The sequence below is a fragment of the Streptomyces sp. NBC_00996 genome, from assembly GCF_045162675.1.
GTDB lineage: Bacteria > Actinomycetota > Actinomycetes > Streptomycetales > Streptomycetaceae > Streptomyces.
This window is the reverse complement of the sequence record NZ_CP108723.1, coordinates 574,516-596,215: the sequence shown is the minus strand read 5'-3', so window position 1 is coordinate 596,215 and position 21,700 is coordinate 574,516. Positions and strand designations below refer to the sequence as shown.

At 68.7% G+C, this 21,700-nt stretch carries 23 protein-coding genes and 4 pseudogenes; 16 read left to right on the top strand and 11 right to left on the bottom strand.

The genetic code is table 11. From position 1 onward, the window contains the following. The first annotated feature begins 785 nt into the window (after nt 1-785). The 4 genes and pseudogenes from OG390_RS03075 to OG390_RS03060 all read left to right on the top strand — a co-directional run. Nucleotides 786-1,310, top strand: coding sequence for a PadR family transcriptional regulator (locus tag OG390_RS03075; RefSeq protein ID WP_406164866.1), 525 nt, complete (start codon nt 786-788; stop codon nt 1,308-1,310). Then, a complete protein-coding gene (locus OG390_RS03070; RefSeq protein ID WP_406164865.1) occupies nt 1,307-2,005 on the top strand; it encodes an ABC transporter ATP-binding protein in 699 nt (232 codons plus the stop codon). The genes OG390_RS03075 and OG390_RS03070 overlap by 4 nt, the downstream gene beginning before the upstream one ends. Further along, nucleotides 2,002-4,296 carry an FtsX-like permease family protein gene (locus tag OG390_RS03065; protein ID WP_406164864.1) on the top strand — a complete coding sequence of 765 codons (2,295 nt, stop codon included), beginning with the start codon at nt 2,002-2,004 and terminating at the stop codon, nt 4,294-4,296. The genes OG390_RS03070 and OG390_RS03065 overlap by 4 nt, the downstream gene beginning before the upstream one ends. A 284-nt stretch (nt 4,297-4,580) precedes the next feature. Beyond that, nucleotides 4,581-4,976: pseudogene (locus tag OG390_RS03060) on the top strand (LysR substrate-binding domain-containing protein); the annotation flags it as partial. Between the two features lie 8 nt (nt 4,977-4,984). On the opposite strand, the gene OG390_RS03055 reads toward OG390_RS03060, so the two are convergent. Continuing rightward, the gene (locus tag OG390_RS03055; RefSeq protein ID WP_406164863.1) at nt 4,985-6,118 is read right to left on the bottom strand and encodes an FAD-dependent oxidoreductase; all 1,134 of its coding nucleotides are present in this window, start codon (nt 6,116-6,118) and stop codon (nt 4,985-4,987) included. Between the two features lie 111 nt (nt 6,119-6,229). Here OG390_RS03055 and OG390_RS03050 point away from each other — a divergent pair, with 111 nt between their 5' ends. After that, nucleotides 6,230-6,958: a TetR/AcrR family transcriptional regulator gene (locus OG390_RS03050; RefSeq protein WP_406164862.1), complete on the top strand. Its 729-nt coding sequence runs from the start codon at nt 6,230-6,232 to the stop codon at nt 6,956-6,958. A 105-nt stretch (nt 6,959-7,063) separates the two neighbouring features. On the opposite strand, the pseudogene OG390_RS03045 reads toward OG390_RS03050, so the two are convergent. Both OG390_RS03045 and OG390_RS03040 read right to left on the bottom strand, forming a co-directional pair. Beyond that, nucleotides 7,064-7,245 (bottom strand): annotated as a pseudogene (locus OG390_RS03045) (transposase); the annotation flags it as partial. Nucleotides 7,246-7,406: 161 nt separating this feature from the next. Next, nucleotides 7,407-8,282, bottom strand: a complete 876-nt coding sequence (locus OG390_RS03040; RefSeq protein ID WP_406164861.1) for a LysR family transcriptional regulator — start codon at nt 8,280-8,282, stop codon at nt 7,407-7,409. A 122-nt stretch (nt 8,283-8,404) separates the two neighbouring features. On the opposite strand from OG390_RS03040, the gene OG390_RS03035 reads away from it, so the two are divergent. Both OG390_RS03035 and OG390_RS03030 read left to right on the top strand, forming a co-directional pair. Then, a complete protein-coding gene (locus OG390_RS03035) occupies nt 8,405-9,403 on the top strand; it encodes an NADP-dependent oxidoreductase (protein ID WP_406164860.1) in 999 nt (332 codons plus the stop codon). After that, on the top strand, nt 9,400-9,801 hold the full coding sequence (locus tag OG390_RS03030) for a nuclear transport factor 2 family protein (RefSeq protein WP_406164859.1): 402 nt from the start codon (nt 9,400-9,402) through the stop codon (nt 9,799-9,801). Before OG390_RS03035 ends, OG390_RS03030 begins: the two co-directional genes overlap by 4 nt. Here the strand turns inward: OG390_RS03030 and OG390_RS03025 are convergent. Beyond that, on the bottom strand, nt 9,798-10,106 hold the full coding sequence (locus OG390_RS03025; protein WP_406177467.1) for a S8 family serine peptidase: 309 nt from the start codon (nt 10,104-10,106) through the stop codon (nt 9,798-9,800). The genes OG390_RS03030 and OG390_RS03025 overlap by 4 nt on opposite strands. Next, nucleotides 10,101-10,202, bottom strand: a pseudogene (locus OG390_RS03020) (IS5/IS1182 family transposase); the annotation flags it as partial. The gene OG390_RS03025 and the pseudogene OG390_RS03020, both read right to left, overlap by 6 nt. A 417-nt stretch (nt 10,203-10,619) precedes the next feature. Between OG390_RS03020 and OG390_RS03015 the strand changes: the two are divergent. From OG390_RS03015 to OG390_RS03000, 4 genes are all read left to right on the top strand, one after another. Further along, nucleotides 10,620-11,342 carry a VOC family protein gene (locus tag OG390_RS03015; protein ID WP_406164858.1) on the top strand — a complete coding sequence of 241 codons (723 nt, stop codon included), beginning with the start codon at nt 10,620-10,622 and terminating at the stop codon, nt 11,340-11,342. 301 nt (nt 11,343-11,643) lie between these two features. Continuing rightward, nucleotides 11,644-11,934 carry a hypothetical protein gene (locus OG390_RS03010; RefSeq protein WP_406164857.1) on the top strand — a complete coding sequence of 97 codons (291 nt, stop codon included), beginning with the start codon at nt 11,644-11,646 and terminating at the stop codon, nt 11,932-11,934. A 1-nt stretch (nt 11,935) separates the two neighbouring features. Then, nucleotides 11,936-12,481, top strand: a complete 546-nt coding sequence (locus OG390_RS03005) for an AAA family ATPase (RefSeq protein ID WP_406177466.1) — start codon at nt 11,936-11,938, stop codon at nt 12,479-12,481. 206 nt (nt 12,482-12,687) lie between these two features. After that, complete coding sequence (locus OG390_RS03000) at nt 12,688-12,897, top strand: hypothetical protein (RefSeq protein ID WP_406177464.1); 210 nt, start codon at nt 12,688-12,690, stop codon at nt 12,895-12,897. On the opposite strand, the pseudogene OG390_RS02995 reads toward OG390_RS03000, so the two are convergent. Both OG390_RS02995 and OG390_RS02990 read right to left on the bottom strand, forming a co-directional pair. Beyond that, nucleotides 12,888-13,760, bottom strand: a pseudogene (locus tag OG390_RS02995) (MFS transporter); the annotation flags it as partial. The gene OG390_RS03000 and the pseudogene OG390_RS02995 sit on opposite strands and share 10 nt — an antisense overlap. 92 nt (nt 13,761-13,852) lie before the next feature. Then, nucleotides 13,853-13,996, bottom strand: a complete 144-nt coding sequence (locus OG390_RS02990) for a hypothetical protein (protein WP_406164856.1) — start codon at nt 13,994-13,996, stop codon at nt 13,853-13,855. 25 nt (nt 13,997-14,021) lie between these two features. Here OG390_RS02990 and OG390_RS02985 point away from each other — a divergent pair, with 25 nt between their 5' ends. Beyond that, complete coding sequence (locus tag OG390_RS02985; protein ID WP_406164855.1) at nt 14,022-14,342, top strand: hypothetical protein; 321 nt, start codon at nt 14,022-14,024, stop codon at nt 14,340-14,342. A gap of 307 nt (nt 14,343-14,649) precedes the next feature. On the opposite strand, the gene OG390_RS02980 is transcribed toward OG390_RS02985, so the two are convergent. Further along, the gene (locus OG390_RS02980) at nt 14,650-14,973 is read right to left on the bottom strand and encodes a hypothetical protein (RefSeq protein ID WP_406164854.1); all 324 of its coding nucleotides are present in this window, start codon (nt 14,971-14,973) and stop codon (nt 14,650-14,652) included. A gap of 746 nt (nt 14,974-15,719) precedes the next feature. Between OG390_RS02980 and OG390_RS02975 the strand changes: the two genes are divergently transcribed. Continuing rightward, complete coding sequence (locus OG390_RS02975) at nt 15,720-15,935, top strand: hypothetical protein (RefSeq protein ID WP_406164853.1); 216 nt, start codon at nt 15,720-15,722, stop codon at nt 15,933-15,935. A 154-nt stretch (nt 15,936-16,089) separates the two neighbouring features. Here the strand turns inward: OG390_RS02975 and OG390_RS02970 are convergent, their stop codons facing one another. Then, nucleotides 16,090-16,305 (bottom strand): hypothetical protein, encoded by a 216-nt coding sequence (locus OG390_RS02970; RefSeq protein WP_406164852.1) that lies wholly within the window; start codon nt 16,303-16,305, stop codon nt 16,090-16,092. Nucleotides 16,306-16,419: 114 nt separating this feature from the next. Further along, nucleotides 16,420-17,784, bottom strand: coding sequence for a pyridoxal phosphate-dependent decarboxylase family protein (locus OG390_RS02965; protein ID WP_406164851.1), 1,365 nt, complete (start codon nt 17,782-17,784; stop codon nt 16,420-16,422). Nucleotides 17,785-17,899: 115 nt separating this feature from the next. Between OG390_RS02965 and OG390_RS02960 the strand changes: the two genes are divergently transcribed. Together OG390_RS02960 and OG390_RS02955 are read left to right on the top strand one after the other, a co-directional pair. After that, complete coding sequence (locus OG390_RS02960) at nt 17,900-18,388, top strand: MarR family winged helix-turn-helix transcriptional regulator (RefSeq protein WP_406164850.1); 489 nt, start codon at nt 17,900-17,902, stop codon at nt 18,386-18,388. Between the two features lie 194 nt (nt 18,389-18,582). Further along, the gene (locus OG390_RS02955) at nt 18,583-19,107 is read left to right on the top strand and encodes a transposase (RefSeq protein ID WP_406164849.1); all 525 of its coding nucleotides are present in this window, start codon (nt 18,583-18,585) and stop codon (nt 19,105-19,107) included. A gap of 143 nt (nt 19,108-19,250) precedes the next feature. Here the strand turns inward: OG390_RS02955 and OG390_RS02950 are convergent, their stop codons facing one another. Continuing rightward, on the bottom strand, nt 19,251-19,991 hold the full coding sequence (locus tag OG390_RS02950; protein ID WP_406164848.1) for a class I SAM-dependent methyltransferase: 741 nt from the start codon (nt 19,989-19,991) through the stop codon (nt 19,251-19,253). Nucleotides 19,992-20,125: 134 nt separating this feature from the next. Between OG390_RS02950 and OG390_RS02945 the strand changes: the two genes are divergently transcribed. Beyond that, nucleotides 20,126-21,679, top strand: a complete 1,554-nt coding sequence (locus OG390_RS02945; RefSeq protein ID WP_406164847.1) for an alpha/beta hydrolase — start codon at nt 20,126-20,128, stop codon at nt 21,677-21,679. Nucleotides 21,680-21,700: the final 21 nt, after the last annotated feature.

Sequence of the window (21,700 nt, the reverse complement as noted above, 5' to 3'; positions counted from 1 at the left end):
GGGCCGTGCTGGACCAGCCCAGTCTGAGACGGAGCAGCGGTTCCGGGCGCGGTGTCGGGCAGGGCACCGCGCATTCCGAGGAGGAACTCCATACCTCTGCCCGCCCAACTGCCGCCCGGGCGCGCGGAGGCAAGTCACCGCTGAAGCCAGAGCACCCCGCCGCCACCCCCGCCAAGTCAGTTCGCAAGCAACGCCGCAAGAACGAAGAGAGCAGGAAACCGGCGCAGGCCCAGCGTGAGGCGGAAGCAGCCGAGCAGCGAGTCCGGCAGGGGAGGAAGAGCACGACCAGGCGCAGGCCGAGGCCGAGCGGGCCGAAGCGGCACTTCATGACCTCGAAGAGCCCACGACCGAACTGGCCCAGCAACTCCACGCGACGGTCGAACTGCGACGCCAGGTCCAAAACGACCTCGGCAACGCACGCATCCGAGCCGCGGAAACAGACCGTGCGATACAGCAGGCACGCCACGCCGCCCAGACGGCGCGGACCGAGCGCTTGAAGAAGTGAACCCCGCTTGCCACCGGGGACGGAGGCCGCGAGCGGCGTTCGAGGATCAGGATCTGTGACCGCGGGCGCACCGCACTCCCTGAAGGGTCTGCCGTGCCCGGTGTGATCGCTCTTGCCTGGGGAGATGAAGCAACGACCGACATCTGTTCGGTTGCACCGGCCAAGCTGGCCACATCCGATGGGACTGGCGCGAACGGTAGGAAGCACAGCCACTCCGATCCGTCTATCGGGCCAAGCCGCCCGTTGACGCCAACTAGATACTGAGTGTAGATACTGAGGTATGACCGTTCCTCTGGCACTCCTCGGACTCCTCGAACGGGAGTCGAGCCACGGCTACGACCTCAAGCGCGACTACGACACCTACTTCGGTCGGGGTAAGCCGCTGCCCGCCGGGCAGGTCTACTCGACCCTGGGCCGCCTCGCCCGTGACGGAAAGGTCGAGGTCGGCGAGACAGAGTCCGGGTCGGGGCCAGACCGCAAGCGCTACGTGATCACCGAGCTGGGGGTCACGCAGGTCGAGAGCTGGCTGACCGAGCCGGTCGCGGGTGAACCGCACCTGCAGACGGTGTTGTTCACCAAGGTCGTACTGGCGCTGTTGCTGGAGCGAGACCCCCGCGTGTACCTCGACATCCAGCGCGCCGCCCACATGGAGCGGATGCGGGAGCTGACCGAACTGCGTCGGACCGGCAGCACGATCGACTCACTGCTCGCCGACCACGGCGTGTTCCACCTGGAGGCCGATCTGCGGTGGATGGACCTGACCGTGGCGCGGCTCGCCGCCCTGACAGCGGAGGTGCGCTCATGAGTTCGGACGAAGGCTTCCTTGTAGAAGCGCGGGACGCTGTCCTGTCGTTCGGACAGACGCCCGCCCTGCAGGGCGCGAACCTCTCGGCAGCCGAAGGCGAGATCCTCGCCGTCACCGGCCCGAGCGGCTCCGGCAAGTCCACACTGCTGCACTGCCTGGCCGGGATCCTCGTGCCCGACTCCGGCGAGATCTGGTTCGACGGCCGCCGCATCGACACCCGGCGCGAGCCCGAGCGCAGCGAACTGCGTCGGGACCGCTTCGGCTTCGTCTTCCAGTTCGGTCAGCTCGTCCCCGAGCTGACCGCCGAGGAGAACGTCGCCCTGCCGCTGCTGCTCGCCAAGTCCCGCAGGGCGAGCGCGCTGGCCGAGGCCCGGTCGTGGTTCGGGCGGCTCGGCCTGGACGGTCTCGAGGGGCGCCGATCCGGCGAGCTCTCCGGCGGACAGGCCCAGCGTGTCGCCCTGGCCCGCGCTCTGGTCTCCCGGCCCAAGGTGCTGTTCGCCGACGAGCCGACCGGGTCGCTCGACTCGCTCACCGGCGAGCATGTGATGGACCTGCTGGTCGCCTCCGTACGCGAGGAGGGCACCACCGTCATCCTCGTCACCCACGAGCCGCGGGTGGCCGCGTACGCGAACCGTGAAGTCATTGTCCGCGACGGCAAGGTGACGTCGCTGTATGTCGAACGGCTCACCTCGTGATCCGCCTCGGCCTGCGCCTCACCCTGAGCGGCGGCAGGGAGGCCGCCACCCGCCTCGCCGTCATCGTGGCCGCCGTCGCCCTGGGCGTCTGCCTGCTGCTGAGCATCCTGGCGGCCATCAACGCCACCGCTACCCAGAACAGCCGGAACGCCTGGCTCAACACCGGCTCCGGCAAGAGCGCGTCGAGCCAGTCCGCAGCGAAGGCGGACACGGACCCGCTGTGGTGGCTGCTCAGGGCGGACCACTTCGACGGCAAGATCATCGGTCGCGTCGACGTCGCCGCCACTGGCCCGAACTCTCCAGTCCCACCAGGCCTTTCACGCCTTCCCGGACCAGGCGAGTTCTACGCCTCACCGGCCCTCAGCAAGCTCCTCCACTCCACCCCCGTCGCCGAACTCGCCGACCGCTACCCCGGCCACGAGGTCGGCACGGTCGGCAAGACGTCGCTCCCGGGCCCCGACTCCCTGGTCATCGTCATCGGCCACAGTCCCGACCAGCTCGCGAAGCGGCACGACGCCACCAGGGTCACCTCGATCACCACCGTCACCCCCAGTGCCTGCAACGGCACGAACTGCACGGTCAGGGCGGGCATCGACAACAGGGGCATCAAGCTCATCCTCTCCGTCGCGGGTACCGCCCTGATCTTCCCGGTGCTCATCCTCATCGGCACGGCCACCAGGCTGGCGGCCGCCCGCCGTGAGCAGCGCTTCGCCGCGATGCGTCTGGTGGGCGCCACGCCGCGGCAGATCTCGATGATCTCGGCCGTCGAATCGACGGTCGCCGCGGTCATCGGCACGGCCGTCGGATTCGGCCTCTTCTCCCTGTTCCGTACGCAGTTGGCGGCGGTCAACCTCACGCGTACGCCGTACTTCGTCAGCGATCTCACGCTCAGGACCGGCGACATCCTGCTCGTCACCATCGCTGTCCCGGTGGGGGCCGCGATCGCGGCCCGGATCGCCCTGCGCCGCGTGCAGGTCTCCCCGCTCGGGGTCACCCGGCGCGTCACGCCACGCCCGCCGCGGGTCTACCGGGTGATCCCGCTGGTCGCCGGTATCGCCGAACTCTCGTACACCATCGGCCGGGTGCCCAGGAGCACCAACGGCCAGATCTGGGTCTTCGTCCCGGGAATCCTGCTGGTCCTGTCCGGACTCGTCATCGCAGGACCCTGGCTGACCATGGCCGGAGCCCGCGTCCTGGCCCGGCTCACAAACCGGCCTGCGCTGCTCATTGCAGGCCGGCGGCTGGCGGACGACCCGAAGGCCGGCTTCCGCGCGGTCAGCGGGCTGGTCCTCGCCCTGTGCGTCACCAGCGCGGCCGTAGGGATCATCGGCTCGCTGAACGCCGAGCGTGGCATACCGAAGGGCAGCCCGGCGGTCGCCAGTGCCCTGGTCGCCAACTACGTCCAGGGATTCAACCGTCCGGGGGAGCCGGTCGGAAGCGTGCCCCCGCTCTCGGCGGCCACGCTCGGCGACCTGAACTCCGTACCGGGCGTCAAAGGCGTGCTGATGATCCACACGAACCCGCTCGGCACCGCGGACCCGGCCTGGCGCGGCCCCCAAGGCGTCGAGACACCGCCGGTGGCCGGCCTGGCCTCGTGCGCCGAGCTCTCGAAGATGCCGGCCTACAGCACATGCGCCTCCGGAGCCGAAGCGGCGTCGGTCAGCGAGAACTACACCCTCTTCGGCACGTACGACTGGGAGCACTGGCCCACGGCATGGCCCGCCGCCGCCATCTCCACCCAGCGGCTCGCCCGCCTCCCGGTCCAGCAGATCGCCGTCGCCACCAACGGATCGACGTCGGCGATCGAACGCGCGCGCACCATCCTCGCGAACACGTATCCCGACCAGGACGTTCCGTGGACCGTCCGGGAGGACCATGCCGAAAGTGGCGCGCAGCTCGCCGGATACCAGCAACTGGTCAACGTGGTCATCCTGGTCAGTTTCCCCATCGCCGGCTGCAGCCTGGCGGTAAGCGTGGCCGGCGGCCTGCGCGACCGCAAGCGCCCCTTCAGTCTGCTGCGGCTGACCGGCACGCAGCTCGGGGTGCTTCGGCGGGTGGTGCTGCTGGAGAGCGCGGTCCCACTCCTGGTGGTCGCGGTGGTGGCGATCGGGATGGGCTTCCTGGCTGCCCAGCTGTTCGTGCAGGCACAGTTCAACTACTCGATCCGGGCGCCGGGGATCCAGTACTACGCGATCGTGCTCGCCGGGCTCGTCGCCTCGCTGGGGGTCATCGCGTCCACGATGCCGCTGCTGAGGCGGATCACCGGACCCGAAACGGCACGCAACGAATAGCAGTACGACGACGGCTCGGACCGGCTGACCGCAGCCGGTCCGAGCCGTCCGTCGTTCAGCGCGGCTGGATCGCGACCTCGTACTCGAGCAGCGCGACCCGGCCGTCGCCCATCAGCACCGTTACGCACTTGTAGATCGTGTTCTTGCTGACACCTCGGTGTCCACGACCACGTCATCGACCCGGCCGCCGCCGCTTGCCGCACCGTGCTCCGACGCTGTGCCGCCCTTGAGACAACGCCTGCTCGTACAGGGCGCTGCGGGTCGCCGAGGAGGCTCGCGATCGTCCCGCGCTGCTCGCGGCCGTGCGAGGACAGGCGCCGGGAGTGCGATTGCGCTTCGTCGCGGAATCGAGCCTCGACACCCCCGAGTTGCGGCGCGGCGAGGTCGACCTGGAGGCGAACGCCAACCGCCCGAGCGCACCGGACATCCGTACCGAGAACGTGGGCGAGACCCGCCTCGTCATCGTCGTGCGGCAAGGGCACCCCCTAACCCGCGTCAAAACCGTCACCGCAGAGCAGTACGCCGCCGCTGAGCACGTCACCGTCTCGCGGCGCGGAAATCTCAGCAACGCCCTCGACGACGCCCTCGCGCCGCTCGGCCTCACCCGCCGCGTGGTGGCGACCGCGCCCACCGAAGCAGCCGCGCTGGCGTTCGCGCGCGGCTCCGATCTCCTGATCAACGATCTCGCTCACTCGGTCGACTCCTGGCCGATGAGCAGGTCGAGCAGGCTGGCGGGGGCGTTGTCGCCGAAGATGAGCTGGTGATTCTTGTCGGATTCGGCGGCGAACTGGGCACTGCGGGGAAAGAGAGCCTGCTCGTACTTCGCAAGGGCGGCTTCGATGTCGTCGGAATGCGCGGCGATGGCTTTGCCGAGTTCAGCGCCGTCGAACATGGCGAGGTTGGCGCCCTCCCCGGCGAACGGTGACATGAGGTGGGCGGCGTCGCCCAGCAGCGTCACTCCGGGAACGCGGTCCCAGCAGTGGCCGATCGGCAGGGCGCTGATCGGGCGCGGGGCGAGGGCGGTTTCCCCGTCAGTGATGAGTGCGGTGAGTTCAGGCGCCCATCCGGAGAATTCTGCCGCGACCTGGGCCGCCGCCGTTTCGGGACTGGCGAGGATGGCGGCGATCCATTCCTGCGGTTTGTTGAGCGCGACGTAGGTGTGAAGAACGGCGTCGGCCTCTCGATGGCCAAGGATCCCCTTGCCGGCTGTGACGGCGAACAGGGAACCGTCGCCGGCGGCCTTGGCCGCTGCGGGGTGGCGTTGGTCGGCGTCGTACAGGTAGGTCTCGATGAACGACGTGCCGACGTACTCGGGCTTCGCGTCGGAGAGCAGCGGCCGGATCCTCGACCAGGCGCCGTCCGCGCCGACGAGGAGGCCGGTCGTCACGGTTGGCCCGTCGGCGAAGGTCAGCTCGTGCCTTCCGTCTCCGAGGCGGCGGACACTGGTGACCTTGTGTCCCCACTGGATCATCTCGCCGGGCAGCGAGTTGAGCAGGATCCGACGCAGGTCTCCGCGGAGCACCTCAGGGCGACCGCCCGTGCCGTCGTCGGGCTGGTCGAGCAGTACCGCGCCGTGCTGGTCGAGCACGCGCAGGGCCTCGCCGCCTTCGTGGATGATCGCGCGGAACTCGTCGGTGAGGCCGGCCGCTTCGAGGGCGAGCTGCCCGTTGTACTCGTGGATGTCGAGCTGACCGCCCTGCGTGCGGGCGTCCGCCGATGTCTCGGCCTCGTAGATGGTCGCGGGGATGCCGTGCAGGTGCAGGACCCGTGCGAGGGTCAGGCCGCCGAGCCCGGCGCCGACGATCGTGACGGGAGTGGTCATGGTGGTTTCCCTTTCGCTTGGACACCGCTCTACTGCGATACAGTGTTCGCAGTACCGGCGCTACGATAGCACTACTGCGAACAGTGAGCGCAGTAGTGAGGAGGAAAACCGATGGACGACGCTCACACGGTGATCTGGAACCGGCCGGAGCGGGCCGCGAAAGGCCCCGTGCCGTCACGCACCCGGGCGGAGATCACCAGCGCCGCTATCGCGATCGCCGACGCCGAGGGCATCGAGGCACTGTCCATGCGGCGCGTCGCCAAGGAACTGGGAACGGGCACAGCCTCGCTCTACCGCTACCTGGCGTCCAAAGACGACCTGCTCGACCTCATGCTCGACGCCGTAGCGGCCGAAGACGACGGCCCGCCTGCCCGCACCGGCGACTGGCGCAGCGACCTGCGAAGCCTGGCCCATCGTTCCCGAGCCACCATCCACCGGCATCCCTGGATGACCTCCCTCGCAGCAGGGCGCCCATCACTTGGACCGAACTCCCTCGATGCCACCGAACACGCACTCGCCGCCCTCGATCCCCTCGGCTTCGACATCGACGTCATGATCACCGTCGTCAACACGCTGCAGGCCTTCGTCCGCGGCTACGTCATCGGCGAGCTCGCCGAACAGGAAGCCGTCCGACGCTCCGGAGTCGGCATCCAGGAATGGATGGACGCCCACGCGCCCTACCTCGACAAAGTCGTCAAGACCGGGCGCCACCCACTCCTCGCCCGGGTCATTCGTGATGCCGAGCTCCCCCACGCGGCCGACAGCGCCCAGCGCGGGTTCGAACTGGGACTAGAACGACTCCTCGACGGATGGGAAGCCAACCTCCCTGTCCGGCCCTGACGATCCGGCAGCATCAACCGGGGGTTCATCGGGGAACTCCAAACCCCGACGCCGGCCTCCGCGCGCCGAACCCCCGACGCAACGCGATTCCCCGAAACGACCCGCCAGGGCTTGCACGGATCGGTGGACACCTCGTCGTATCTGCTTGTTGGGCAGCTCGGCGAACCAGCGTTCCACCAGGTTCAGCCACGACGATCCGGTGGGCGTGAAGTGCAGGTGAAGGCGGGGTGGGCCGGCAGCCAGATACTGACGGCCGGGGTTTTGCGGGTGGCGTAGTTGTCCAGCACCGGTTCCTGGTCGAGACGGCGTGCTTGAACGCCGTTCCATAGGGTCGGACGCTGAGCCGGCACAACCTAACCCCGAGCGGTACCGGCAGATGCGCGACGAACACGGCGCGCCTGAGCACCGCTTGGTGCAGTTCAGCGCCAAGCGGGTCGGCTGGTCCCGGTCAGGCTGCCGGGGCGGTCAGGACGGCCTTGGCCGCCAGCCGGAGATTCCTGATCATCGGATTCGGGTCGCCCTTGCGGCTGACCAGGACGACCTGGCTGGGGGGAGCGCCCTCCATCGGGACGGTGACGAGGTTGGGACGCAGTGAGCTACGCCGATCGCCGACCGGTAGCACGGCGATCACCCTGCCACTCGCGACGAGTTCGAGCTTGTCCTCGTAGCTCTCGATCGGCGGCACGCCGGCCCCGAGGATCCGGTAGGAAGTCCAGTCCGCGGTTTCGAACGCGCACGGCGCCGCCTCCTCGCCGGCCAGTTCTTCCGCGGTCACCGACGCGCGGTCGGCCAAGGGATGGCCGCGCGGGACCACGAGCATCCGGGGCTCCTCGTACAGCGGGGTGGTGAACACGTCGTCGGCGGCAAGCGGCAGCGGGGCCCGCGCGATCAGGGCGTCGACGCGCTTGTCGGACAGCGCCCCGACGTCGCGGCAGCTCAGGTACCGGGTGGCGATCTCGGCGTCCGGGCAACGGCGGCGCAGTTCCCGTACGGCGGCAGTGATCACCAGGTCTTCAACGTAGCCGATGGCGATTCGTTCGGTCTGGGCTTGTTCACGCACGGCCAGCTCGGCCTGGCGGGCGGCCTGCAGCAGGGCTTGGGCCCGGGGGAGGAACCTCTGGCCGGCCGGAGTGAGCCGGGTGCCCTGGGGTACGCGGTCCAGCAGTCGTGCGCCGAGATACTTCTCGAGCCGTTGAATCTGGCGGCTCAGTGCCGGCTGGGCCACGTGCAAGTCGGCGGCGGCCCGGCCGAAGTGCTGGTGCGCCGCCACCACGGTGAAGTAGCGCACCAGCCGCAGTTCCAGGTCCTGTCCGAGATCGTTCACCCTTCCAGCGTACGCGTCATGCCGTTTCGGAATGACTAGGTTGCCGAACCGGTCTTGGACGGCCATGCCGTCCTGGGCCTTGACTGAAAAAGCAACGTTTCCCCAAGAAAGCGACAGGCGCGATGAAGGCGATCCAGTTCCACGAAGCGGGCGGGCCGGAAGTTTTGCAGTATGACGAGGTGCCGGTTCCCGAGATCGGCCCGGGCGAGGTGCTCGTCCGGGTGCACGCGGCGGGCATCAACCCGCCGGACTGGTACCTGCGTGAGGGGATGAAGGTCATGCCGGCCGAGATGAGGCCGGCGCTGGAGTTCCCCCTGATCCCCGGAACGGACATGTCGGGCGTGGTCCAGGAGGTCGCTCCGGACGTGCTGGGCTTCGCCGTCGGTGACGAGGTCTTCGGCATGCTGCGGTTCCCCGGATTCGACGGCCGGACGTACGCCGAGTACGTGGCCGCGCCTGCTTCGGACCTGGCTCACAAGCCGGCCGGTATCGACCACGTGCAGGCGGCTGGGGCGCCGATGGCCGTGCTTACGGCCTGGCAGTACCTGGTTGATCTCGGCCACGACGTGCCGTCTCCTTTCACCGGCCAGGTGCACCAGCCGGTGCCGATCACGCCAGGGATGACCGTGCTGGTCAACGGGGCCGCCGGTGGAGTGGGCCACTTCGCGGTGCAGCTGGCGAAATGGAAGGGGGCACACGTAATCGCGGTGGCCTCGGGCCGGCACGAGCAGTTCCTGCGCAAGCTCGGCGCCGATGAGTTCATCGACTACACCAGGACGCAGGCCGCGGACGTGGTCAGCGGTGTCGACCTGGTGATCGACACCGTCGGTGGCCCGGACAGCTCACGCTTCCTGACCGTGCTCAAGCGCGGCGGCACCATGCTTCCGGTGTTCTTCGCCCAGTACGACCCGGAAGAGACGGCGAGTCTGGGCATCACAGTCTCGGACATTCAGGTGCGTTCCAACGGCCCCCAGCTCGCCGAGATCGCGCGCCTGTTCGACGAGGGCAAGCTCCAGGTCGGGGTGGACAGCACCTACCCGCTGCCCGAGGCGGACAGCGCACACACGCGAGCCGCGCAGGGCCACCTCCAAGGCAAGATCGTGCTGACGGTGGTCTTGTGATCGCCGAACTCCAGCAGGCGGTGGCGAACTACGCCCACGCCCTAGACGAGCTGAATGTGCCCGAGCTCGAAGCGGTCATGACCGAAGACACCACCTGGACCTTCACGTTGCCCGGACAGGGAGTGCTCGGCCCGGTCGCCGGACGCGCGGCGGTGCTCGACTTCATCCGTGACGGGCACACGTCCCAGACCGGAAGGGTGCGGCACCACCTGGGCAATGTCGTGGTCACGACGACGGACGCCGCCACCGCTGAGGTGCGGGCCTATCTGGTGCAGACGAGGAACACCGGCGAAAGCATCCAGATGATCTCGACCGGGGTCTACACGTTCGGCCTGCGCCGGTCCGACGGTGGGTGGCGGATCGCCGAGCTCACCCTGACGCTGGACAACGCCGTTTAGGGCGGGGCTAGGCAGTGTGTCCGGCGGATCATCGGGTGCCTGCCTGCGACGCCCGGGTACCGATTGGGCCGACGACGAACAGCACGGCCCTCTGTAGGGATATGGTCAGCCGGTCGACGCGTTGTTGAACGCCAGGAGGTTCGGCTGCCCACTGGCAGATCGAGCAGGCGGTCGGGGACAGCCAGAGTGGTGGTGGCCTTTCCGACGGTCGTGGGGGTTAGATCCTTCGACGTGGAGAGCAGGTAGGCGGCGAGTCCCGCCACGTGTGCCGCGGCCTGCGAGGTGCCGACGACCGTTGTGTTCACCCTATGGTCCCTCGGCTCCGGGATCGTGTGCTTGATCCGGCGTCTTCGCAGACAGCGCCTGTTGCGGCGAGAGCTGTACGCCTTGTCACCGCTGACCGCGACATCGGCACCAAGGTTCTCGGAGCGGGCAAAGATTCCTACCCTGCACAGCCGTCATCCGATGTGGAACGATGAAATCACCGCAAGACCGCCGCGTGAAACGCGAGCGACAGCCGGGACCGGCACCTGCTGACCGGCCCGTCCCTCTTCTCCTTGCGGAACCGAATCCACTTCCAGGAGGTGTCAGCCGTGGAAGCCGTCACCTTCAAGAACACCCTGCGCCCCGGCGTGACGGGCCGGCTCAGCCGGTGCCGCGGACGACGGTGCCGTTCCGCACGGTCGTCATCTCGTGGGGGACCGGGCTCCCCCGCGACGGCAACTCGGATGCGGGTGCCGCACAGCCACCCCTAGGCTGCGCTCGCGGGGCGGGCGAGGCGCCGTATCGACCGTCAGTGGATCGGAGAGGCACGGGGTATGACCAGTCAACTGTTCGCGATCTGCTTCAATGCGACCCGGCCGTCGGGCCTGGCGCGGTTCTGGTCCGGGGTCCTGGGCTGGGAGTTGGCCGACGGTCCGGACGACGACGTCGCGATCCTGCCCCCTGATACCGCCGGGTTCCGCATCCGTTTCCTGCCGAGCCGGGAGCCGAAGACCGGTCAGAACCGGGCGCACTTCGACCTGACGAGCACCTCCCGGGAGGATCAGCAGCAGACGGTGGCCAGGGCCCTGGAGTTCGGCGGGAAACACATCGACGTGGGCCAACGCCCGGAAGAGGGGCATGTGGTGCTCGCCGATCCAGACGGCAACGAGTTCTGCGTCATCGAGGCGGGCAACAAGTTCCTCGCCGACACCGGCTTCATCGGAGCGCTGGCCTGCGACGGTACGCAGGAGGTCGGTTACTTCTGGAGCGAGGCGCTGCGGTGGCCGCTGGTCTGGGACCAGGACCAGGAGACCGCGATCCAATCGCCGAACGGCGGTACGAAGATCACGTGGGGTGGTCCTCCGGTGGCACCGAAGACGGGCACGAACAGGCTGTACTTCGAGCTGGCGCTCCCCACCGACGCCGACTGGGAGGCGGAGGTCGACCGCCTGATCTCGCTCGGCGCGACGCGCACCGACACCGGCGAGGGCGACGGCGGCCGGGTGCTGATGCTCGACCCCGACGGCAACGAGTTCTCCGTACAGAGGCCCCGGTAGCGGGGCTGTTGTCGGGTGGGCTGTGTTTCCTAGGCGTTCGCTTGTGAAACGCGCGGTCACTCGACAGTCCACCTGCGGCGATCATGATTCATGAGTTGTTGCAAACAACTGGACGTCTGAAACGCCGAAGTACCAGCACTCACGGACCCCTTTACGGGCAATCGATGTTCAAAAGATGCAATGCGGGCGATCTTCCTTCTATCTATGCCGCCCACTCAACTCCGAGTTGGGCGATGGCCCGGCGCTGTTCGGAAGTGAGCTTCGTCCTGCGGGTTTGGTGTTGAAGAGCCAGATACCGAGCTTGACCTCGATCACAGGGAGTGCCGAGTTGAGCTACACGCATCCGGACCTGAACCTCGCCGACGCCGAAAAGGGGTACACCCACTTCGTCCTGTACACCGAGCCGGAGATCGGCGTCGCGGTCGCCGCGTCGAACGCCACAGTGTCCATCATGTGGAAGACCTCGTACGTCCAGGAGTTGCTGGAAAGGCTCCGCTGGTGCGAACGCTCTGCACACCACGCTCGTGGACAACCAGACGATCCCGAAGCTGATCCCGCTGACGTCTCCAGCTCTGTCACCGGCCGCCGGTAGGTTGGCCGCCGTGTTGGTGGGCACCGAGGATACCCGGCTGGTCGTCCTGCGGGGCAACAGCGCGTCGGGCAAGTCGAGCGTCGCGGCCGGACTCCGCGAGAAATTCGGCCGGGGCCTGGCCCTGGTCGGCCAGGACAACCTTCGCCGGGTCGTGCTGCGCGAGCGGGACCGGCCGGGCGCGGCGAACGTCGGCCTGATCGACACCGTCGCCCGCTATGCCCTGGACGCCGGGTACCACGTCGTTCTGGAGGGCATCCTGTACGCCGACCACTACGGCGAGATGCTCGGACAGCTGCGCGCTGACCACCGCGGCCCGACTCACGGCTACTACCTGCACGTGCCGTTCGAGGAAACCGTCGCTCGGCACGCCACCAAGCCGATCGCCAACGAAGTCGGAAAGACACAACTGCGCGACTGGTACCGGGAGCTGGATTTACTCCCCAACGGCGTCGAGATCGTCATCGGCGCCGACAGCGCCCTCACAGAGACCGTCGACCGCATCATGCTCGACACCGGCCTGGCCGGCCTTCCCGCACTGGAGCACTGACACTGGCGGCAGCCGAAGGCCGTCCCCCATAGCCACTTCAGGACGTCGGAGAGCCGCAGGATCTCCACGGGTGGGGCCGCTTGAGGCCAACATGCCGGGGCCGCTGAACGGGTCTGGCACAAGTTCCGTGAACTGCGCACGCTGAGTGATCGGTTGGGGATCACAGCCCCGACTGGCTAGGCTCCAAGGCCGTGAGTGGACCGGTAATGGTGATCGAGTTGGCGGAGGCGGTCCCGCATTCGGCGATCCAGCGTCTTCGTGAATTTCTGGTTCGCTCATCGGCGCGTTGTGAGGAGAAGCGGGTCGGTGAGTACGACCTGAACATCCGCACGGAGAGCCTCGGCATCACGGACACCGTGGGTGTCGACGGGCGTCGGCCCATCCCAGGCCGCGCCACGACGGCCCCCCACGTGTAGACGACCGGTGACGGCAGGGCGATGGCCACCGCCAGCCCGGCCGATCCCACGGTCAGCAGGACCGCGCCCAGCAACGTGGCCTGCCGCCCCGTGTGGTGGGCGGACCACATGCCACCCATGCCGCCGGGCAGGAACAACGCGGCGATGTCGAGTCCGCCCGCGGCTCCCCACGTGACGTGCAGAACGCCGGTGACCACTGAGGGGGTCAGAGCGAGGAACAGCCCCGTGACGTACCAGCTCGCCACGAGGGCAGGTACTGCGGCCAGAAGCAGGCGCCGGGATACCTGCGGTACCCGCACCCGGGGGCGGAGGGAGACCTGCGCAACGGCCGGCGTTGCAACCGTGTCGGGGATGAGCCGGATTGCCACCGCGAGGAGCAGGAAGACGCAGGTGAGAACGGAGAGGACGGAGGCGTCGGGGTGGGGGACCGACTGGACCAGCGGCCCCACCACCGCGGCGCCGGCGGCCAGGCCCACACTCGTGCCGACTGCCGTCACCGTGATCCCTGCCTGCGGGTGTCTCGCCGGGGAGAAGTCGACCAGCCCGGCGGCGAGCCCACTAACGGCGGTCCCGGTAGCGACGCCCTGCACCGCCCGTGCGATCACCAGGGACAGGACGCCGTCGGCCGTCCAGAAGATCGCCGTACTGGCCGCCGTCGGCAGGAGTGCGGCGAGTAGCACCGGACGGCGTCCCAGGCGGTCGCTCACGGCCCCGAGGGTCAGCAGCGCGCCGAGCAGCCCCACGACGTACACGGCGAAGACGACCGTCACCATGGTGACCGAGAAGCCCCAGCGCTCGCGGTGGAGGGGATAGATCGGTGAGGGTGCACTCGCAGCCGCCATCAGTACGACGGTGGTGACCATTAGAACGGTGAAGGGCGGCGCGTCGTCCCGGACGACGAGGTGCGCGGAGGGAACCGGGCGGTTTCATCGGCACGCCCGTGGCTGCTGCCGGTTCACCGCGACCAGGGGGCATCGGTGATGCGCTCGATCACGGACGTGCGGTGGAAGCCGGGAACGAAGCGTTCCAGGTAGTCCGCATTGATGGTCCCGTACGTGGTGTCCGGACGGTCCTTGAGCCCTTCGACGAACGCCTGCACGAATTCCTTCGCGAAGGAGGACGCCGTGGACTCGCTGCCTCCCTGTCCGGTGCGGTACAACTCGCTGGACGATGCCACACTCGCCGACCCGCATCCCGTGCTCGCCGAACTGCGCCTGCAGGCCCCCGCGGTCTGGCATGGGACGGAACGCCGGTTGGTCACTCGCTATGCCGACTCTGTCCGCGTTCTGCGCGACCACGAGCTGCTCGCCCGTGACCCCAGACAACTTGGCTCCGTCGTGCCGACAGCCCACTTGAGCGTGCAGGGTCTCGACCGGTCCCACCAGGCGGCGGCGCGGTCGACGTTCATGACCGCACCGCACCACCAAGACCTTCCAGCCCACTAGGAACGCGCCCCCGGCTTTCAGCCGCGCCAGCCGCGTGGTTGTCGGGTCTACGGGGACCTACGCGATCGGAAGTTGGTAACCCGGATCTCCTCCACACGCTCTTGAACGGGGTGCGTTGCCTCCCAAGAACGAACAAGAGCAGGGCAGGAGGCAACAACCCGATCGGTGAGCGACCGGCACGTAAGGTTCAAGCCCCGGCCGGGTAGACCGTGCCACCAGGTAGGGATGGAACGGGAGACGTCTGGCTCAGCTCTTGCTGGACCAGACGTGGGAAGATTCCCGGCCGCCCGGAGCCTCCGTGAGTCCGTTACGTCGCCGGGCGGCTCTCCAGCTCCCGCCGCCTGGCAGCCAGTGCCCTCGCCAGCACCTTCGCCCGGTGGGGGTTCGCGTCGTCGAGGGCTGTCGCCACTGTCACTGCCTCGTCCAACAGCGCCAGCCGTCGCCCTGGCATGTCCCGTACCAGAGGCGAGGCGCTGGCCTCCACCAGGACGTACGCCAGCTTTGACCCGTACACCTCCGGCTCGACCTGTGTGAGCAGGCGGTAAATCCACAGCCCCTCTGCACCGCGCACCACCCGTCGGTTGGCGCTGAGTAGCTTGACCCTTGCCAGCGCAACCATGTCCTGATCCACCGATCCCCCTTCATTCCCCTACTCCCGACCCGCGCCCGTCGCACGACGAGACAGCACAGCGAACGCGCCGGCAGCCGACAGCGGATGCCGGCACGAACGCCGGGGAGTGGATGACGACGAGTCTGCGGGGGGACCACCACCTGCGACAAGCCCGAACGGACGTGCGCTCCGTCCTACCGCAACGGCCTCCGAGCAGGCATGATGGACCTGACACTCACCTAAGCTCGGCCCGCGGACCGCCCCTCTTCGGAGGCGCACCTCCCGCGGAGCACCTAAACGAGCCCGAGCTCTCCACCTGCTCGCTCAGATGTTGGACAAGGCCGGGCCTCGGCGACACCGGCCGCGCCGACCAGCTCATCACCGAGGGCGAACACCTGCTGCCCGGCCGCTGGAGCGGGTGTGAGCCTTCGGCGCAGAACCTGGCGTCTCGCGACGACCTTGACCAGCTCATGGGCCACCGGCCCACGCTGGTCGCTCTGAAGAACGGCCACAACAGATTTGGCGAGGTCATTGGTCGCTCGCTTTGGAACGACAGCCCGTTGCCCCAGAAATGTTCCGTCTGGCTTGGTGCCCCGGGAGGAGGAGAGAGGGGCGAAGCCACTCGTCTGGCAAGGACCCCACCCGACGCTGTTGTACTGCCGGCCGGGGCCATCCGAGTGAGCTGCGGCTGTGTCGGGCGGCAGTCGTCGAGCCGATTGACCATTCTGAGCGAGGACCGTCACCATGCCGGCGATGAGGGGTTAAGCATGCCGAAGGACTCGGTCGCGCGCTTCCTGGCGGCCTTGGGACCTGACGACCGAGAGGCCGTAGTAGCCAAACCGGGGGAGGAGCAGGAGCGCCTCGCCGCGGCCTGGGAGCGGGAGTTGGAGGGCGACGACGAGCTCGACGTCCTCGACGAGGTGTCCCCGCCGGCGGCGGAGGCCGAGGCGGCTCGCCGCGTCCTTGGCCAAGACCACGACTAGACACCACCGATTCGCCGGGGGCCCACGGGCGCAGCCTTCGACCGGGGCCAGTCAGACTGTGCGGCGGCCTGCAGGCCGCGAGCGGGCTTGGGTTGTCACATCGTCCGAGAGGGGACGAGATGGAGCCGGATTCGGAGTTCCGTGTACGCCGGGTCTACGATCCGCCGACGCCCTGGCACACCAGGCGGTCGCCCAGTTCGAGGATTCCGATCGTGCTCGCCGGAACGTTCCACATTTCCTGGGTTCGCCGCCCCTGTCTGCTCGTATGGGGAAGGCGCATACACACCATGCCCGATGCCTTGGCGATGTCGATCGCTGCGACGCTCTCCACCAACTCCGCACCCTGGTCTGTCACTTCCGTATCCGCCATGCGTTTCCACCTCGTTCCTCGCTTGGTCGGCCAGGGGTGCGGCTGACCGCCGGGAGCGGAAGGGACGGTCGGGGTTGTTCCGTTTGTTCTCTGGGGTTGTCTGGTGTGGCGGGGTTAGCGGGCCTGGGTCAGCTGCTCGACCCTGTTGTGCAGGTGTTGGACGTGGTGTTCGGATTCCGGCTTCATCAGGACGCTGCGGAGGATTCGGGCACCGTCGGTGTCTGCTGTGATCTTGGGGTGGCGGGCGGTGAACGCCTCGTGGTCGGCTTTGAGGGTGCTGAGGTAGATGGGGTCGGAGCTGGTCATGCCGTAGGCGAGGATGCGGGCTGAGGCTGCATCGATGCCGGTGAGGGTCGCGGCGGTGACGGCGGGGAAGTAGGTGACGATGTCCAACTGGGGTGGCTGGTAGAGCTCCAGGGCGTCGGACGCCTCGATCAGGTCCGCCCATTTCAGGGCCGCTCGCCGACCGGCTGCCAGCACCTGGCCCAGGCCGTCGAGGGTGGGCGGCAGGAGTTGGAAGGTGAGCCACAAGGCGGCCGCGGAGGCGCCGGCGCGGGAGCATTCCAGGCTGATCTCGCCGAGGTGGAGCTCGGTGGAGGTGAAATAGGTGTAGGGCGAGTCGTGGAGGTAGAAGCGGCCCACCTCGGGGTCGCTGAAGAGGACGGCGCCGCAGCCGTAGGGCTGCAGGCCGTGCTTGTGCGGGTCGACGACGACCGAGTCGGCCCGCGCGATGGCCCGCCAGGGCTCGGGCGGAAGCCCTTCGGGGCTGCCGGCACCGGCCAGGAGCGTGAAGAAGCCGCCGTACGCGGCATCGACGTGGATGCGGACCCCGTACCGCTCGGCCAGGGGCAGCACATCGTGGACGGGGTCGACGGCGCCCAGTCCGGTGGTGCCGGTGGTGAGGACGACGGTGCCCACCTGTCCGGTGCGCAGTACGTCCTCCAGCGCGTCGAGGTCCATGCGGCCCTGGCTGTCGGTGCGGACGGGGTGGCTCGTCAGGCCCAGGACGTGGCACATACGGCCGTGGGTGTAGTGGGCGTCGGCGCTGTGGGCGATGCCGAGGCCGGGGTGAAGTTCGCGGGCGACGAAGAGGGCTTCGAGGTTGGCGATCGTGCCGCTGGTGGTGAGGTGGCCGAGGTGGGTGTCGTAACCGAACATGGTGGCGAGCTGCGCGACGACCTCGCGTTCCATCGCGGCGGTGGCGGGGCCGCCGTCCAGGGCGTGGTTGTTGGGGTTGATCAGCATGGCGGTGAGGTAGCCGACTACCGCGGCGGGGTGCGGGGGCTTGAGCATCTGGCCCGCGTAGTGCGGGTGGAAGAAGGGGTAGTTGTCCTTCAGTCTCCCGGTGAACTCTGCGAAGACCGATGCGAAGCGGTCGTCGTCCACGTGGAGGGACGGGTGCGGCTGGTAGGGGCCGAAGGTGTCGGCCCAGTTCTGTATCGCGTGGGTGGCTCGGCCGAGCCAGTGCTGCAGATCCACTGATCTCCCTCTCGGTCGTGGTGTGCGTCCACCATAAGATTTGATTGACTAGTCAGCAATTGATTGCTCAGCAATTGAGACAGCGGTTAGTGAGGAAGCAGTAAACTTGGCGGCGATGAACCCCACGCCTCAGCACAGCGAGGAGGCCGTCGCCCGCGCCGCCAACAGTCGGCTGGTGCGGGATTTCGGCCTGCTGATCAAGTCCGCCACCCGCCTCGAGCAGCGCATCGACAGCGCGCTGCGACGCGAGTGCGGGATCAGCCACACCATGCTGGAGGTGCTGATACGGCTCTGCCGCCAGCCCGGCGAGGAGGTCAACCAGCGGCAGCTGGCCGACGACCTGACCCTCACCAGCAGCGGCACCACCCGCCTGATCGACCGCATGGAGGAAGCCGGCCTGGTCCGCCGCGCACCGTCCGCCGAGGACCGGAGGGTGGCCCTGGTGGAACCGACCCTCGAAGGACGTAAGGCGTTCCTGCGTGCGGCGGCCGTCCACGCCCAGGTGGTGGAGAAGTACTTCGTCAAGCCACTGGCAGCCGACGACTACGCGCAGCTGACCGGCGCACTGAGCGAGATCGCCAAGGCACTTCGAGACACCCGGTGAGAGAACTCGTCAGGGAATTGCCTGGAGGACCTGACCGGTCGGCCGGGTCAGCCGGCGGGTCATCAGGGTGATGGCCGCCCAGGTGATCAGAGCCTCGCTTTCCCTTATGCGAGGAACGGAGCGGGGCCTCCCGCTCCTGCCGGGTGCGCAGGATGGTCGGCTCAGGCGGATGCCCGAACTCGGGGAGGCCCTCGATGACTTCACCGTACGACGGTGTGCAGTGGGTGGGAATGGACCTGCACCGGCGGCGCTCAGTCCTGGTTCGCATGGGATCGGATGGGCGGCAGCTGGGGAAGATGGTCCGCTTCAACAACGACCCGGTCCGGCTCAAGCGGGAGATCACCAAGGCCGGTCCGCGCGAGAAGGTGGTATTGGAGGCAACTCTCGGCGGGTACTGGGCCGCTGACGTCCTCACTGAGGCCGGGGCCCAGGTTCACCTGGCCCACCCCTTGGAGGTGAAGACGTTTGCTTGCCGCCGGGTCAAGAACGATGAGCGAGACGCCACCGACCTCGCCGACCTGCTGCGGACGGGTCGGCTGCCGGAAGCCTGGCTGGCACCGCCCGAGACCCGCGAGCTGCGGGAACTGGTGCGGGGCAGGCACAATGGCGCGGATCCCTCCACCTCGCGCACGTCTTCTCGCTCGGCGCCAAGACCAGCCTCCGCGACACAACCGCCGTCGCCGCCGCGGCTGCCGAGCACGAGTCCACCCCTGAACTGAGCTGATGAAGGGCCTCCCGTCCTACGTCTTCCACGGGACCGTCACCCTCGCCTCGATCCGGCTCTGGCTCCGCCCATGATCAGCCGGGCAGGCCCTAGGCCTGCCCGGCGAGGGGATGCCTTCACGTCTCGGCGCGGCGGAACTTACGGTTTGTGGGTTACCCACAGCAGTTCCGCCGGCCAGCGGTGTGCCCAGTCGGGTGGGTCGGTTTCGTTGTAGCCGTTGGGTGTTCCGAGTTCGGGCCGCGGCTCGATGAGGTCGTCGATGATGAGACCCGCGCCGCGCAGGACCTTGACCCAGTCGCCGTAGGTGAGCTGATAGCTGGTCGCGCCGTCGTCTTCGGCGATGGTGTTCAGCCCGAAGTAGTCCTGCTGCAGCGTCGTGGTCACGCGGCTGGCGGCTTCGTCGTAGCAAGCTTCGAACCATGGGCTGGCGACGTTGAACACCAGACGCCCGCCTCGGCCCAAGACGCGTGCGGCCTGCGGGACGGCCAGGTGCGGGGGCGCCCAGCTGAGCCCACCGAAGTCGCAGAACACCAGGTCGAAGCTGTCGGCGGCGAAGGGGAGTTGTTCGGCGGCGCCTTGCACTAGCGGGTAGCGGGCCGCTCCCATCGCGCGGGCCGCTGCGGCGAGTTGGGCTTCGGACAGGTCGAGCCCGACCACGGTGGCGCCCTCGGCGGCGAGCGCCCTGGACCACTGGCCGGCGCCGCAGCCGAGTTCGAGGACGCGCTTGCCGGTGACGTCGCCCAGGGCGTGCAGGTGCGCGTCGGGGATGGAGTACATGCCCCACAGCCGGGGTGTGGCGCCGATTTGCGGGTCGTGCTTGTGCTGGTAGGCGCTGCTGATCTGGTTCCAGAGCCGCCGGTTGGCGGGGATGCTGTCCACGTGCCGACTCCAGCACTGCCTGCCGGGGGCGGTCAACACGATTAGTACCCTGCACTCATTCGACGATCGGACGATCACGGTACGGGCATGCGGGCACGGGGCGGGCGTCCAGGGGCGGGAACACGGGGATTTCAATGAGTGACGCACATCTGATACGAAGCCGCAGACCGGGCCTCTCGGTCGGTGCGCGCATCATCGCCGGGGTCGTCCTCGCCGCGATCGGGGCCGTCGGCGCCTGGCTCCAGCACGACGCTCCCCGCCGGAGCGCGGAGCCGCGTACGGAGTTCACCGCGAACAACCCGCCCGCCGGTCTGCCCACCGCGCTCACCACCGGCCAGCACCTCCACTGGTCCCGCTGCACCTCGCCGCCCACCGCGCGCACGGGCTACGACTGCGCCGCCATGAAGGCCCCCCTCGACTACCGGAAACCAGACGGCAGGACGATCGACGTCGCCCTGATCCGCCGCAAGGCCACCGGCCCGAACGCCCGGCGCATCGGCTCGCTCGTCCTCAACTTCGGCGGCCCCGGCGTGTCCGGCGTGAGCGGACTGCCCGAACTCCTCAACCAGTACAAGCCGCTCCTCGACCGCTACGACCTGGTCTCCTTCGACCCACGCGGCGTTGGCGCGACCATCCCCGTGCGCTGTGGGAAAACCGCGGACGACACCGGTTACGACGGGGCCGACGCCTGCGCCGAGCACTCCGGGGCGCTCCTCCCGTACATCGGCACCTCGCACACCGCGCGCGACCTCGACCTGATGCGCTACCTCCTCGGCGACGAGCGGCTGCACTACTTCGGCGTCTCGTACGGAACGGCGCTCGGCGCGGTCTACGCCCACCTGTACCCGTCGCACGTCGGACGGCTCGTCCTCGAAGCGTCCGTCGATCCGACCGAGGACCTCGACGAGGAGCAGGTGTCGCAGGTCAAGGCGGTCCAGGCGGCATTCGACCGGTTCGCTGCGCGCTGCGCGGCCCGTATCCGCCACTGCCCGACCGGCGACGGGCCCGAGGAGGCCGCGCGACGCATGGCGCGCCTGGCCGACCGCCTGGAGAAGAAGCCCGCCCCGGCCGGCGGCGGAAGGAACCTCGACGCCGACGACCTCGCGTACGCCGTCAGCGACCATCTCGACCTCGGCACAGACGGCTGGTCGCCGCTCGCCAAGGCCCTCACCGCGCTGATCGACCACAACGACGGCCGTCCGCTGAGCAAGGGCGCGGACGACATCGGCTCCGCCGACCACGCGGCGACCCCGCGCGACAGCAGCCGCGCCGCCCAGACCGCGATCACCTGCGCGGACTCCAGCCTGCGCCCCGGCTTCGAACGCCTCGACAGGGACGAGGCCCGCGTCAAAGCCGCCTCGCCCGTCTTCGGCGCGGCCTGGTCCACCGGCGTCTACCTCTGTTACGACTGGCCGTTCGACGGCGAGCGCGCCACGCCCCAGGTGAACGCCGACGGCGCGGCCCCCGTCCTCGTGGTCGGCGGCACCGGCGACCCGACTACCCCATACCCCGGCGCCCGCCACATGGCCCGCGCCCTGGGCGACGGTGTCGGCGTGCTCCTGACGGCCGAGGAGGAGGGCCACGGCACATACCCGCAGAACCGCTGCGTCACGGAGACGATCGACCAATACCTCCGCACGGGCCGCACCCCGGCCCCGGGGACGGTGTGCCGGGGCAGCATGTCCTGAGGCCCGTACGAATCCGCCGGG

Excerpts from the sequence above, each read along its gene's own strand:
- OG390_RS03075 (WP_406164866.1), top strand. The coding sequence starts at position 786 with ATGACCGTTCCTCTGGCACTCCTCGGACTCCTCGAACGGGAGTCGAGC.
- OG390_RS03070 (WP_406164865.1), top strand. The coding sequence starts at position 1,307 with ATGAGTTCGGACGAAGGCTTCCTTGTAGAAGCGCGGGACGCTGTCCTG.
- OG390_RS03055 (WP_406164863.1), bottom strand. The coding sequence starts at position 6,118 with ATGACCACTCCCGTCACGATCGTCGGCGCCGGGCTCGGCGGCCTGACC.
- OG390_RS03050 (WP_406164862.1), top strand. The coding sequence starts at position 6,230 with ATGGACGACGCTCACACGGTGATCTGGAACCGGCCGGAGCGGGCCGCG.
- OG390_RS03035 (WP_406164860.1), top strand. The coding sequence starts at position 8,405 with ATGAAGGCGATCCAGTTCCACGAAGCGGGCGGGCCGGAAGTTTTGCAG.
- OG390_RS03015 (WP_406164858.1), top strand. The coding sequence starts at position 10,620 with ATGACCAGTCAACTGTTCGCGATCTGCTTCAATGCGACCCGGCCGTCG.
- OG390_RS03000 (WP_406177464.1), top strand. The coding sequence starts at position 12,688 with ATGGTGATCGAGTTGGCGGAGGCGGTCCCGCATTCGGCGATCCAGCGT.
- OG390_RS02975 (WP_406164853.1), top strand. The coding sequence starts at position 15,720 with ATGCCGAAGGACTCGGTCGCGCGCTTCCTGGCGGCCTTGGGACCTGAC.
- OG390_RS02970 (WP_406164852.1), bottom strand. The coding sequence starts at position 16,305 with ATGGCGGATACGGAAGTGACAGACCAGGGTGCGGAGTTGGTGGAGAGC.
- OG390_RS02960 (WP_406164850.1), top strand. The coding sequence starts at position 17,900 with ATGAACCCCACGCCTCAGCACAGCGAGGAGGCCGTCGCCCGCGCCGCC.
- OG390_RS02955 (WP_406164849.1), top strand. The coding sequence starts at position 18,583 with ATGACTTCACCGTACGACGGTGTGCAGTGGGTGGGAATGGACCTGCAC.
- OG390_RS02945 (WP_406164847.1), top strand. The coding sequence starts at position 20,126 with ATGAGTGACGCACATCTGATACGAAGCCGCAGACCGGGCCTCTCGGTC.